This is a genomic window from Clostridium thermarum (assembly GCF_006351925.1).
Lineage (GTDB): Bacteria > Bacillota > Clostridia > Clostridiales > Clostridiaceae > Clostridium_AU > Clostridium_AU thermarum.
This window is the reverse complement of sequence record NZ_CP040924.1, coordinates 529,386-543,347: the sequence shown is the minus strand read 5'-3', so window position 1 is coordinate 543,347 and position 13,962 is coordinate 529,386. Positions and strand designations below refer to the sequence as shown.

Here is a 13,962-nt window from a genome sequence, read left to right as displayed (position 1 = left end):
CCTCTCTGTCGGTGGTTGTTAAAATCAAATACCTATATTTTTTACGACCCTTCATATTAAAAGCGAAAATATAAAAAAGGGTTAAAGGAGCCGTCAACCAGATAGCCTGTTATAACTAAAAGCAATAGAACAATCACTACAGGCTGTAAAACATTCATCATCTGTTGGCCTTTTTTATTGCTTATGAGTTTCTTTGTAATGGAGGCTGCCAGTGGAGTAGCTCCTATGGCTGCAATAATAAAGGTAAGTCCATAACTTTTTAAATAGTAGGCAGTGACTGCATTGCTAAAAGGTACCTCCAGCAGGCCAAACATGCCACTGAGATTTTTTGTAACCTCACCCATGCCATCGGCATTAAATATTACAAAGCTCATTATAATAGTGAATATTACATAAAGATGGCCTACAAAAGCCGGAAGTCTGTCTAAGGCAGGTTTGAGAATGTACTTTTCCAGCACCAGAAAAACTGCAAAATAGAGACCCCATATTATAAAATTCCATTGGGCTCCGTGCCAGAAGCCTGTCAAAAACCATACCACAATTATATTCCGGATCCATTTTACCCTGCTTACCCGGTTACCGCCCATAGGAATATACACATAATCTCTGAACCATGTTCCCAGTGACATATGCCACCTTCTCCAAAACTCCGTTATGCTCTTAGAAATATAGGGGTAGTTAAAGTTTTCGAGGAAGTGAAAGCCAAAGATACGGCCAAGACCTATGCCCATGTCGCTGTAGCCGGAAAAATCAAAGTAGATCTGCAAGGTAAAGGCTATGGCTGCCATCCAATAGAACAAGAGGCTTTTGTCATCTGAGTTTGCAAATATCTTTACAAACTCTCCCAGTGTATTGGCTAAAAGTACCTTTTTGGCTAACCCAAGGGTAAAGCGGCTAATGCCGTAAGCGGTATTCTCAAAGGAATGGGTACGCTTATTAAGCTCTGCTTCAACGGTAGTATACCTAACTATGGGTCCTGCAATGAGCTGTGGAAAAAGGGATACATATGTGGCAAAGTTTAAGATATTCTTTTGGACCTTTGCCTCACCTCGGTAAACATCCACAGTATAAGATAGGATTTGAAAGGTATAAAAGCTTATACCTATTGGAAGCGCCAAGTTTAAAGGCGAGATTCCTGTAGCAAACATGGAATTTATATTTTCAATAAAGAAATCGCTGTATTTGAAAAACAGCAGGACTCCTATGCTCACCACAATTGATGAGATCAGGGGAGCTTTGCCTCTTCCCTGCTTTATCCCCTTGTCTATCCATAGTCCATGAAGATAGCCTGAAATTATAGAAAAAATCATAAGTGCAGTGTAAATTGGTTCTCCATAAAAGTAGAAAAATAGGCTGGACAACAGTAGAAGAAAATTACGGAATTTTTTTGGGACTATAAAATATAGTCCCAAAACCATTGGTAAAAAGTAATATAAGAAAGTTATACTTGAAAATAACATGTTAGTTCTTTAGTGCAAGGAAAGCATCATGAAGAGGCTTTGCCTGATCATCGCTCATTACTAAGAATACAATGTCACCAATGTTGTCCACTATTATATTCTCCTCTTTCACACCTACACATATCCATTTCATCGGATCCACATTTTCCTTGATATCTTTCTTTATTTTTTCTACATCTGCACCTTCTTTAACACGCACAAGTACCAAAGAGTAAGCGCCGGGCCGTATTATAGGCTCAGATGCCAAAGCTTCTTTAAACTCAATGTCGGCTTTACCCAGGAAATATTCGGCCCTTTCAGCAGTAACAGTTTCATTCTGAAGACCGGACTTAATGTACTCCTTGAAGTTGTCATCCACCTTAGCTGTATCATATATTTTCTTTAGTATATCTTCCAGACTCCCCTCCAGGTTGCTTGTCTTGCTTCCTCCCGCGGGCTTACATGCTGCTAGGCTAAAAACTGTTAATAGTGCTAATATTAATGTAATAATCTTTTTCATTTTGCCTCTCTCCTTTTCATAAATTTAATCTTGTATTACATTAGACGAAGGAGAAAACATAAACGCTCCAAATATAATATACAAATTTTAATTTTTTTGTGTTAACTGATTTTTTTCCCGTTTAATTTTGCAGAACCGATCCCTGCAGATAATCTTATATTCACAGCATGGTTATCTGCTTGGGTATCCTCTTCTTGATCAGAATCAGTACCTAATAAATTGTAACTAGTATCTTTAGGTATTGATAAATTGATATCTCCTACGCCCGTATAAACATTTAGATCCTTTGTATTAGTAAAGCTATCAACATCAAAATCTATGCTCCCAACGTTACTTTGGATAAAGGAATGTTCAGATACGCTTATATTACTTAAATCAATACTTCCAATATCTGTTAACAGATCTAGATCTCCTTTTATATTTTTAGCCCTTATATCCCCTATATTATTTCTAACATTGATTGCTTTAACCTTATCGGGTACTCTTATGGTATATTGAACGGATATATTTACTGAATCATACTTTTTCTTAGCCCAGTCCCATATACTTGTAGTAATATCATTTTTGGCATAAGCTCCAAGGGTAATCTGATTTTCTTCCTCCTTTGCCAATATAATAACATTATCAATTATATCCTTCTTTACACTATTATCCTTTGAATCTATGGTTATAGCAGTCTCAATTGATAGTTCATCATTGTTGGCTTTACTTAGCTCGACCTTGCCAATTTCATTTATCACATATAAATCTGCCTCATAATTAACAGGTATAAGTACCTTGTCCATTTTTACAGGTCTTTGGCATCCAATTAACATAGCAACCAATAATAAAGATGATATCCCAAGTAACTTTTTCATCGTATCAATCCTCCTTATAGCCCCGGGACAAAGGGACGTTGTTTTTGTCCCTTATTTTTGTCCCTTACATATATACAGGTTTACTGACAACCTATAAAAGGTCTCTCTTCCTAAAAGGAGCCATCATAAATTTTACAGCAGATTTCATATTGGTAAGCCATACTATATGGGCATCCTGCTTGGTATTATTCAGTATTCTGGGAACAAAGAACTTAGCGACGGTTTCCGGCTTTTCCCCTAGGATATTGAAGATCTTCTTAAACTTGTCATCCCGTGTAACTGAGGAAACCTCTCCTGTAGGTGATTTGGTTATAAATTCAGTAAGCATCATGCCGGGAGATAGTCTGCCTGCTTTCACCGGTGAGTCCTTTAACTCCTTTGCAAGCCCCCTTGTGAAATAGGTAAGAGCCCGCTTTGAAGTACCGTATAATATAGTTTGCTCAATAATCATATCATTGGAGCCCAAGCCCTCCATGTTCCAAATCTGTCCATGACCTTGTTTGAGCATATTTTCGGCAGCTATCTTTGAGCCATAGATAACACCCTTTATGTTGGTATCCACCACAGCATCCATATATTCTTCAGGAGTGTCCCATAAATATTCACGGGGACAGTTTTGGCCGGCATTGTTGATCCAAATGTCCACATTTCCCCACTTTTCAACGGACTTATTCCATAGGTTTCTGATCTCCTCCCTATTTCTCACATTACAGGGAATATAAATAAATCTGTCCTTATATTCTGTAATCTGGTCCTTGGCCCTCTCAAAGGATTCAGGCTTAGACCCCGAAAGGGTTACATTGCAGCCGGCTCTTAAAAATTCTTTTGCCATTTCCAAGCCTAAGCCACGGGTACTACCGGTTATTACAACATTTTTCATTATTACTTCCCCCTTATACATGGTTTTCATCATCTTAATTATACCATTTTTTAACATGAAAAGGGACAGAGGGACGTTGTTTCCGTCCCATTTTTGTTAATTGGGACAAAAGTAATATACCTATGTTATAATTTAATTGGTATATTTTTCAATATGCCAACAAGTATTTTTCAAGGAGGATATAATGAAAAGTAATACAGTTGATAATGTAAAGCAAAAGCGAATAAAAAGGATACTGCAAGTGCTTGTATTTATACTGGTGTGCGTTGGTATTGTATATGCCATAGGCTTCCTCGCAGGTACTTATTTTAAAGATTATATTAAAACTCATATTGCAAGTTCCAGCAAACTCTTGACCATGGTTCGTATATATGGTCTGATTATTATTTTCTTCTTCAGTTTTCTTATTCATATAATTATACATGAAACAGGCCACCTCATCTTTGGCCTTTTAACCGGATATTCCTTTGTATCCTTTAGGGTAGGTTCTCACGCCTTCATAAAGGAGGATGGGAAGCTCCGCTATAAACGGTTTAGCCTCCCCGGTACCGGTGGTCAGTGTCTTCTGATGCCTCCACCACAAAAGTCAGGAACTTACCCCTTTGTGCTGTACAATCTTGGCGGAATTATTATGAATGCTATGACGGTGGCAGCAGCGCTTTTTGTGGTAATCTTTATGAATGACGTGACCTATCCTATAGATACTATACTATTTTTGTTTTCCTTAGGTGGAATATACTCAATAATAATAAACGGTATACCAATGAAACTTTCCGGAATCCCAAATGATGCCCATAATGTGCTTTCAATAGCCAGGGATATGGAGGCCAGAAATGCCTTTCACACACAGCTAACGGTTAATGGCCTTCTAAGTCAAGGCAACCGCATCAAGGACTTTCCACTAGAAATGTTTAAGCTTAGGGAAAATTCAGACCTGTGTAATCCATTAAATACAGGTACTAGGCTTTTTGAATATTATTGGTACCTGGACAATATGACCTTGGAAATGGCTAAAGAATGCATTGAAACCTTAACTCCTTATTATAGTAAGCTTCCCCAATATTATAGGCAGTTAATAAATTGTGAACGGATCTTTCTGGAGCTTGTTGGCAATTGTGACAAGTCCTTTATCGATAGCTTATATGACGACTCCCTGAAAAAATATATAAAGGTTTCAAAATTCATGCTTGGCAGATATAGATTACTTATGGCCTATGAGGGCTTTTATAACGGAGATAGAGAAAAAGCATTAGAACATTATGAAGCTGCAAAACAGATAGCCAAGAAATACCCTGTAAAGGGTGATGCGGAAATGGAACTGATGCTTATGGATTGGATTAAAGAAAGACTTAAAATATAGTAATAATCATATCTCTTCGATAGAAAATGTATTATAAGGAACCTCACTAAATACCGTATAGAGACAAAGGGACGTTGTTTGCGTCCCTTTAATCTTCACGGAGTTTTTTCCACTTTGTGGGTGATTTACCAAACGTATAAGTCATATATATCTACTGTCAGTAATAGTAGAAAGGTATGAAATTCAAATCTATTACTTTAAAGGGGGAAAATAAAAGTATGAAATTAAAAACAGAGCTGAAACGGCACATAGCATTTCTGATTGTAATTTTCTTTGCACTCAGTAATGTATACGTTGCCAAAGTAAATGCAGTTGCACAGCCGACTCTGGGTGACGGAGCCCAAATATCTTCTGAAGAGGCAAAAACAGGCATAATCATAGGAAATGTCAGGGTACAGGTTCTGTCTTCAACCCTTGTAAGGCTAGAAGTAAAGGGTCCAAAAGGCTTCGAAGATCGTAATACCTATTTTATTGTGAACCGGTCCTGGTCCGGAACGGAGTGCACACGGACAACCACTGATGGCTACGAGTATATAAAAACATCTAAGTTTATCGTGAAAGTACCTCAGGGAGCAACTTCTCTAACCGGTATTGTAATCACTAAACCGGATGGAAACAAAATTTGGACCTACACCACACTGCCTAGTGAAAAGGTTTGGTTGCCATCAGTCAGTGAAAAAACTATGGCCTGGGCAATTGCAGACAACCCTAGAATGGTACCTGCAGAGTGGGGTTATAATCCAGCGCCTACAACAGAGAATAACAATGGCTGGGATTTGGATAATAATGCCCCTGATATGTATGTATTCCTGCCAAATGGAGATGGCCAACAGCTTCGAAAAGACTTTTTAGACCTTACCGGTCATACGGATTTAGTACCGCTAAGTGCGCTAGGGTACTGGGACAGCCGATGGTATAAGTATGACGAAGCTTCCGCCCTACAACAAATAGAGAATTACCGTGCCCATGACATTCCCCTTGACAATCTGGTAATTGATACTGATTGGCGTGTTAATGGTTCAACCGGTTATGAGATAAATACCGATCTTTTTCCGGATATGGCCAGGTTTTTAAGTGAAGCACATGAGAAAAACGTCAATATTATGTTCAATGACCATCCGGAACCGGTAGCCGGTGGGTTAGACGCTGCAGAGGTCCAGTTTCGAAATAACGGCCTTAGAGACTTACTTGAGAAGGGATTGGATATCTGGTGGTATGACAGAAACTGGAGCGTAGTATTAAATCCTCCAAATGGCCTAGTAAGAGAAACTTGGGGAATGTATCTGTATAATTGGATAACCTCTGATTTTAACAAAGACAAGCGTCCATTGATTATGGCCAATGTAGATGGAATAGACAACGGATACCGCAACAGTGCACCGTCAATTGCCTCTCACCGTTACTCAATTCAATGGACCGGTGATATCCAGCCGGACTTTTCATCCTTGCAGCGAGAGGTTGAAAATGCAGTTTACAGCGGTATGCATGCTGCCTATCCATACATCAGCTCTGATTTGGGCGGACACACATCAAATCCAACTCCAGAAGGATATATAAGGTGGCTTCAATATGGTGCTCTTTCGCCAATTACAAGACCCCACGGTACTTTAAATCTCCCAAGAATGCCTTGGGCTTTTGGTGAAACTGCAGAGAGTATATCCCGAGATTTCATCAAGATGCGATACCGATTACTTCCCTTGTTCTATTCACTGGCAAGAGAAAGCTATGATACTGGAATACCTATAATGAGACGTGCTGATTTTTACTACCCTAATTATAAGGAAGCAAGCAGTAATACTCAGTACCTCTTGGGAGATGGAATCCTAGTAGCACCAGTATTGGAAGGTGTCAACAACACTACTGTGGTACCATCTAGCTGGTTGACAGCACCAGATGGCTCTCAAGGTCTCAAGGGCGAGTATTATGCAAATGGAAACCTGACAGGCAACCCTGTTTTGACTCGAATCGACAGTCAAGTTAATTTTAATTGGGACATGAAGAGCCCTGCCAATGGTGTGCCGGAAGATAACTTTAGTGTGCGCTGGACAGGAAATATTACTATCAGAGACCAGGATGCTGTACTTGCAGTAACTGTTGATGATGGTATCCGCCTATATATTGATGACAAGCTTGTAATTGATGCCTGGGGTCCTCACGACTCAGAAACACTGGAGGCGAATATTTCACTATCCAAAGGTACTAACCATTCTATTAAGATTGAGTATAATGAAGGTGCCAGACATGCTGTTATCAGTCTGAAATGGCGTCCTGCATCACCAAGCATAAATGCTAAAAGGACTCTATGGATTCCTGAAGGAAACTGGAGCGATGCTTGGACCGGAAACATTGTTAGCGGTCCGAAAACAATAACCGTTGAAGTACCAATTAATCAGATGCCTATGTATATCAAGGCCGGAATCCTAGTGCCCCTTGCACCAGAAATGTCCTATACCAGTCAGAAGCCTTGGGACCCTATTACTATAGACTTATATCCAAGTGTTGTTAATGAGGCAAAAGGAAGGCTGTATGAAGACGACACAGTGAGCAATGAATATAAAGACGGAGCCTTTAGGACTACTGAAATGAGTGCCAAAGTAGACAATGTTAACAAGAAAATCACTGTAACTATAGATCCTGCTCAGGGAACCTTCGATGGTGCAATAAATGAACGTTCCTGGGTAGTAAGACTGCATAAAACCGCTGAATGGATGAATCCTATTCCTCAATCCGTTATGGTAGATGGCGTAAGCACAGAATTCACTGTTATAAGTAAAGATGAAAATGCCATGCCTTTTATGAACAATGGCGGCTCACCGGACGTAGATGTTGTTGAAGTGTTGGTACCTAAAGCAGCAGTGTCCGGTAAAAGGGTAATAGAAGTAACCTACTCTGTTGAAGCTAATAATGCTGACAAAACCCAATTAGTGGCAGAGTTAATGGAGGCAGAAAAAATAATACAGTCCGCTGAACCATCTGACTATACTGAGGATTCCTGGACTGACCTGATGGATGGCTACAAGAGTGCAATGTCAGTGAAGGAAAGCGGCGACCCTTCACAGGCTGAAGTAGATGCAGCAGTAATTGCATTAAAGGCCGCTAGAGATAAGCTAACCGTTGTAAATCCTCAAATTGACCTTATGACTTTTAAAGGAAAAATATTCAAAGAAGCTGTTAATCTAACTGAAGAAGGAACTATCACATGGGCTCACTACGGCTTGGGAAGTGCCAATGGCTTTAATCATAAAAATGGAAACAACCAAATTAGCGAACTGAAGGTAATTGGAAGTTCCGGCCTTGAACAGGTGTTGGATTCAAGAATCACCATGTCGTGGACTGATGGTACTCCGGTGCAGAAGGCTGATGGGGTAATAAATGCATCCTTTATCCGCCACTCGGGCAACGCTTCAGAGTTTACAGTGGATCTGGCATCTCATGAAACACAGCGATTGAAGGTTTATACCACTACATGGAAAGCCAAAGGTAAGTTTGAAGTATTTATAGAAGATGAAAAGGGCGTAAAACAACCAATGGAGTTTACTGATAATAATGGAGTAACAAAGCCTGCAGTTGCATATTTTGACTCCCCCGCCGGCAATGAATATATCCTGTGGACCTTGGATTTAAAGCCTGATAACAGTAAATTTGGAAAACAAAGATTATATATTCGCTATACCACTGAAAGTACCTATACTTACGGTGGAAATACCTCCATACAAGCTGTTACCCTTGCAGCTGTAGATCCTGAGGAAAAAGCTTATATTTTAGGTTATGGAGAAGTCTTTGCAGGAAAAGTGAACTTATCACAGGAAGGAATATCTGCTTGGGCTCATTATGGCCTAAACGATACAAATTCCTACAATTATAAGAATGGCTCTCAGCTTATCGGGAACCTTATAAGTTATGCTGGAAAGAATCGTTTGGATGATTCAAAGATCAATATGTCCTGGACCGATGGAGCGCCTGTACAAAATGCAGATAATGTTACCAATGCCATATATGTTTGGGGAGCAGGTAAAGGTTCTGAGTTTAAGGTGAAAATTGACCGTCCAAGCAGATTAAAGGTTTATACAACTACCTGGAGAAATGACGGAAAATTTGAAGTTATTTCTGAAGACGGCAAATCAAAGCCAGTCATCGAATACTTCAGTTCTCCAGATGGCAACGGCTATACTTGTTGGACAGTAGATTTCTTACCTGGCAGGGGCTTTAAGGCCCAGACCGTAACAGTAAGATATACCAATGATATGGAAGGTGGCAACACTTCTATTCAAGGAGCTACCCTAGCACCGTTGAAAAATTTCCTCGAAACAATCCAGCCGGTAGCTGATATAGAAATAGCAGCGGGAACCAGTATGGTGGAAGCCCTTGCAGCTCTTGCTAAAACCACTACTATTACCGATAACTGGGGACAGGTACATGAAGTGACTCTAAACTGGAGTATAGCTGATTTTGACAGCAGCAAGGCAGGCCTATTAACTGCAACAGGCACCTTCACATTACCGGAAGATGTAGAGCAGCCCGTTGTGCCTATTGACCTAAGGGTAACAGCTAAGGTCACAGTGGTGGATAAAACTCCTCCAGCCTACAGCTTCACCATAAATGGAAATGTACTAAGCAAAAATGCAGTATTTGATGATTGTCTGCCTCTGACATTTAAAATTTGGGATACTTACTCCAGTCTTGCTTCAGTACAACTTATCATAGGAGATAAGACCTATACCCTTGATCCTCAAAGTCAAGCTGAATTGGTATTAAACTTCAGCGGAAAAACAGGAACCTATACAGTGCTAATTACAGCCGTGGATGATGCCGGCAACCTTCTTGAGGATAGCTTCACATTTACGGTGACAACCAGCATAGCTTCAATGAGAAGCCTTATATATGGCTATATTAAATCGGGAGAACTGAAAGGTCCATTGGTGTCGCAGCTTACTAATAGTCTAAACCAGGCAGAACATCAGCTTGACAAAGGCAGAGCAAGCCAGGCAGCAAAACACATGCAGGACTTCATAAAACACCTCAATAACAATGCTTTGCGTCAACATGTTGGAGAAGATGCAAAAGCAGTTTTGAATGGTGATGCAGCTGCTCTTGTGAAAATCTGGTCTTAGAAACTAGGGGGCGTTGATTTTGTCCCGTCAATTGGGACAAAATCAACGTCCCTCTGTCTCTTTTTATTCACTATTAGTTGTTTGGTTTCTCCCTTTCAGTTTAGCTTGATACAAGGCAGCATCAGCACGCTGAATTATTGGAATTGTGGAAGTATCGTCTGTTTGATACCGGGATATACCGATGGAGATTGTTATATGTTCACCTGTGGGGTTTTGAACTTCAGCAACTTTAAGTCGCAAGCGCTCAGCAATGTCATAGGCTTCATCCACATCTTCCTCACGAATCAGTATGGCAAATTCCTCTCCCCCGTATCGGAAACTTTTGATTCTTTCGTTGGTAATTTCCTGTAAGTGCTGTGCTAATTGTTTAAGTACTTCATCACCGGTGAGATGACCATAAGTATCATTAATTTTTTTAAAGTAATCTATGTCAATCAAGATCAGGGAAAATGGGATACCTTGGACAAACCACTCTGACATCACTTGATCAAAGGCTCTTCTATTCATTAGTCCTGTCAAACCATCAATTTGAGCTTGATGACAGAGCAACTTGTGATAATCTATCATATGATAATAAAGCTGGCGTATTTCACTGATGGCCAAATGAACTTTACTCTCTTTCAAGTCATCTTGTATTCTTATACTGCACTCATCATCCTCTGCCATATGCTTCAGCCAATTAGACGTCCACCTAATTGGTCTGATGATGGTTATATTGAAATAGCGATAGATGAATAATGACAGGAAAATAGAGATACCTACAACTATAACTAAACTTATGCTCAGCAATCTTCTGGTGGATACTACTTCCTCTTGTTTAGTGTACAAATGCTGTTTTTCAAGTTCATTAATCTGATACATCAATTGAGTTATTTCCAATTTTGTTGCCCTGGTTACAGAATCGTATGATTGCAGGTCTGTATCTGCATTCAGATTATCGCTGGTTGCTAAAGTCACATTCAATGTCTGAATCATTTGCTTATATTCCCCAACCCACTGCTGGAGAGTTTCACTCAGTTGATTTACCAACTCTTTTTGCTGAGGACGCTCCCCTATATTATCGTAGATAGACTTAACGGCTTGTTCAATATCATTTTTCCTTGCTTCTAGCATCAACTGAACATTTTTGGAAATAAACTCACCGTTATTAAGAAGCTCCTTACCGGTTTCCTCCTCCACCAACGATACATTATCAATACATAAGCTATGTCTCTCCTCTAGCTGCAATTCAGATACTTTCCCAAATCCAAAAACAATATGAACCAACGGATCCGTAGGTTTTTGCATTTGGAACCTTATGGTGTATTGCCTCATATCCTTAGTTAGATCTACGGTGGCAACATGATATTTTGTATAGTATATACTGTTCTCAATGATTACTTGTATAGGCCGGTCCCTTGTAGACTTTGCATCAAAGGTAAGTTTGTACTGCTTTTTCTCATCGAGAGTAAAAGAACCTTGCATCACTTGGATTGACCAAGACAACGTTCCAATTGAGTTAATTGCTACATTAAGCTGCTGATCATTCATATTGAAACCAGCATTAGCTCCTTGGCTTGGATCCACATAGCTCTTCCAACCGTTTCCTGAGAAATAGTCCCTTACACCTTGCTCCACTTCTTCAACGGATTTATCTATGGAGTTCATTAGCATGAGTACATTGTAAGAATCACTGGCCATATCATTTACCCTGCTCAATCTATTCATGCCGATGTAGGAAAAGACTCCTATGAGCACCATCATCGTGAAGATTAGAAAAAAAGCCAATATCATGACTCCTTTTATATTCTTAGTGAATAAGTTTAATAAACGTCTTAACATCCTGCTCATAGTGCCTCCCTCCACCTTAATTCTTCCAATGTGGTTATATCAATTATAAACAAATTCCCAAATCTATGCAACAAAACGTTTCCACTTCTACTGCCTTAAGAACTTACTAAAACTGGTTATTCAACTAAAAACCCAGCAGAAGAGCCCTTGCTTCTGCTGGGTTTTTGTTACCTGTTATGCCTCTATGTCACTTTTACTGTTTTTCTTCTAATTAAGTACTTACTTATCTTAACAATAATCCATATGCAAAATTGCATGAAGAGTACAGCTGCCGTCACGAAAGGGATTTCTCTAGATGCCAAATATGCAAACATAGGATGTTTATAGTTAATTCCGTATAGGCCTTCCGGACAGTATAGATTTACCAGTAAATAATATGCCGGAATAGTAATAATCCAATAACTTAGCTTGTCAACAGCCATCCACATCCCTGCAAAGCTTATAATTCCGGTAGTAGTGACCAATATAAAGTCATTTAGTGTTGAGTCTGTCGGAGCCGGGAAAATAATAATAGGCAAAAATATATATTGTAATAAATAGAGTAACACCTGAAACATAGCAACTGTGCAGATATTTTTTACTATTACCCTTATTCTATTATTACTTTCTCCTGCAAAAAATCCATTCATATAGTATACCTATACCTCTCCCGGAGACAAGTGGACATTGTTTTCGTCCGACTGTCTCTTTTAAAAAATTACATTGGTTTAAAGATTTCTACAAACTTAAGGGAATGTTTGTATAATACTATTATCTTTCCATCCATCTTCTCTAACTTAAAAGGAGAATTTAAGTCTATAGTCAACCACTCTTCCAGTCTATCATAATTAGCTACAGTCTTATCATTAAATTCTGCTCCGGTCCCATCTGTGAAGTAAATTCTTAATGATCTCATTTCCCCCACCTACTTATTTATCTCATAACACCGGACATAAACAATGTCCCTCTGTCTCATCTAATATTCTCAGTATCCTAACTGTACAGTCAATCTTCCTGTTTATCGGTTTTCTCCATGAGTTGGATAAAGGTAAATACATCTTATCTTTGACAGATGCCCCCATATCCCAAAGACCATCTTCTGATATATTGCTATTTATCCACTCAACAAAATATTGAAGCTTCGATTTTACACAGCTATAGCCGCTTAGTATTTCATGAGCATATATATACCTACTAGCAACTTTTGAGCAGAAGGTACCAGGCTCCTCTCTCAGACATCCGTCGTATATGTAATATATACCTTTTGGGGAGTTGATTATGTACTCCAGAAACTTAGCTTCAACATCCCTTGGCAACATTCCTGACAGTATAGACACCAGATAAAAGTTCTCAAAGCCCCACATGCATTTATCTTTTGGTGATTTATTAACCTCATAATAGGCTTCTTTATAATTATTATGGTTATATTCATCTCATGAAAATGCATGACTAATAATTTTAGCCCACCCTTTAGAATGGCTGCATCAAATCTCAATATCCATGTGGCCACAAATAATCTAGTCAACATATCGAAGTCGTGATTTTTTTCCCTAGAATCTCTTAATTCCAATTCTCTAAGCAAATACTTCTCCATATAGGTCAGAACCTTTTGAATTGCTTCATCACGCTTGTCCAATCCTAGTATTAGAAATCTTCTCATAGCTTGTTCTGTGGTAATTGGTGACTGAGAAAACTGACTCATACTATGAAACTGTCCCCAGGATCCATTTTCCCATTGAAGTTGTATGATGTCATTAACCCCTTTTGTTTGTAAGACCATTTTCTTTGCGGCTACCAGGTCTTCACTCACACTATCTAGCTTCAACACATCACGCAATAAAAGATACCTAGGTACCGGGTCTAAATTGTAATTTAGAAGTATGTACGCCTTATGCACATTTCACCTCTCCTTTTGCCTAAGCTTATACTATAATTCTACCACTTATATCAATTAAGAGACAGAGGGACGTTGTTCTTGGCTCCACG

11 protein-coding genes are annotated in these 13,962 nt (G+C 39.2%); 2 read left to right on the top strand and 9 right to left on the bottom strand.

The genetic code is table 11. The features are described from left to right. Window positions 1-56 precede the first annotated feature (56 nt). The 4 genes from FHY60_RS02430 to FHY60_RS02415 form a co-directional block, all read right to left on the bottom strand. Window positions 57-1,310, bottom strand: coding sequence for an MBOAT family O-acyltransferase (locus FHY60_RS02430; RefSeq protein ID WP_341472541.1), 1,254 nt, complete (start codon window positions 1,308-1,310; stop codon window positions 57-59). Between the two features lie 151 nt (window positions 1,311-1,461). Then, window positions 1,462-1,959, bottom strand: a complete 498-nt coding sequence (locus FHY60_RS02425) for a hypothetical protein (RefSeq protein ID WP_139903008.1) — start codon at window positions 1,957-1,959, stop codon at window positions 1,462-1,464. Window positions 1,960-2,060: 101 nt separating this feature from the next. Continuing rightward, window positions 2,061-2,816: a DUF4097 family beta strand repeat-containing protein gene (locus FHY60_RS02420; protein ID WP_139903005.1), complete on the bottom strand. Its 756-nt coding sequence runs from the start codon at window positions 2,814-2,816 to the stop codon at window positions 2,061-2,063. 91 nt (window positions 2,817-2,907) lie between these two features. Continuing rightward, window positions 2,908-3,696: an SDR family NAD(P)-dependent oxidoreductase gene (locus tag FHY60_RS02415; protein WP_139903001.1), complete on the bottom strand. Its 789-nt coding sequence runs from the start codon at window positions 3,694-3,696 to the stop codon at window positions 2,908-2,910. Window positions 3,697-3,880: 184 nt separating this feature from the next. Here FHY60_RS02415 and FHY60_RS02410 point away from each other — a divergent pair, with 184 nt between their 5' ends. After that, the gene (locus FHY60_RS02410; RefSeq protein WP_139902999.1) at window positions 3,881-5,056 is read left to right on the top strand and encodes a hypothetical protein; all 1,176 of its coding nucleotides are present in this window, start codon (window positions 3,881-3,883) and stop codon (window positions 5,054-5,056) included. A gap of 218 nt (window positions 5,057-5,274) precedes the next feature. Further along, window positions 5,275-10,167: a TIM-barrel domain-containing protein gene (locus FHY60_RS02405; RefSeq protein WP_163215703.1), complete on the top strand. Its 4,893-nt coding sequence runs from the start codon at window positions 5,275-5,277 to the stop codon at window positions 10,165-10,167. Between the two features lie 63 nt (window positions 10,168-10,230). On the opposite strand, the gene FHY60_RS02400 is transcribed toward FHY60_RS02405, so the two are convergent. The 5 genes from FHY60_RS02400 to FHY60_RS02380 all read right to left on the bottom strand — a co-directional run bounded on the left by FHY60_RS02400 (window position 10,231) and on the right by FHY60_RS02380 (window position 13,873). Beyond that, complete coding sequence (locus tag FHY60_RS02400) at window positions 10,231-11,997, bottom strand: sensor domain-containing diguanylate cyclase (RefSeq protein WP_139902995.1); 1,767 nt, start codon at window positions 11,995-11,997, stop codon at window positions 10,231-10,233. Between the two features lie 182 nt (window positions 11,998-12,179). Next, window positions 12,180-12,626 carry a hypothetical protein gene (locus FHY60_RS02395; RefSeq protein WP_139902993.1) on the bottom strand — a complete coding sequence of 149 codons (447 nt, stop codon included), beginning with the start codon at window positions 12,624-12,626 and terminating at the stop codon, window positions 12,180-12,182. A gap of 68 nt (window positions 12,627-12,694) precedes the next feature. Then, the gene (locus FHY60_RS02390; RefSeq protein WP_139902991.1) at window positions 12,695-12,892 is read right to left on the bottom strand and encodes a hypothetical protein; all 198 of its coding nucleotides are present in this window, start codon (window positions 12,890-12,892) and stop codon (window positions 12,695-12,697) included. A gap of 22 nt (window positions 12,893-12,914) precedes the next feature. After that, window positions 12,915-13,295, bottom strand: a complete 381-nt coding sequence (locus tag FHY60_RS02385) for a hypothetical protein (RefSeq protein ID WP_139902989.1) — start codon at window positions 13,293-13,295, stop codon at window positions 12,915-12,917. Then, window positions 13,253-13,873, bottom strand: coding sequence for a hypothetical protein (locus FHY60_RS02380; protein WP_139902987.1), 621 nt, complete (start codon window positions 13,871-13,873; stop codon window positions 13,253-13,255). Before FHY60_RS02380 ends, FHY60_RS02385 begins: the two co-directional genes overlap by 43 nt. Between the last annotated feature and the right edge of the window lie 89 nt (window positions 13,874-13,962).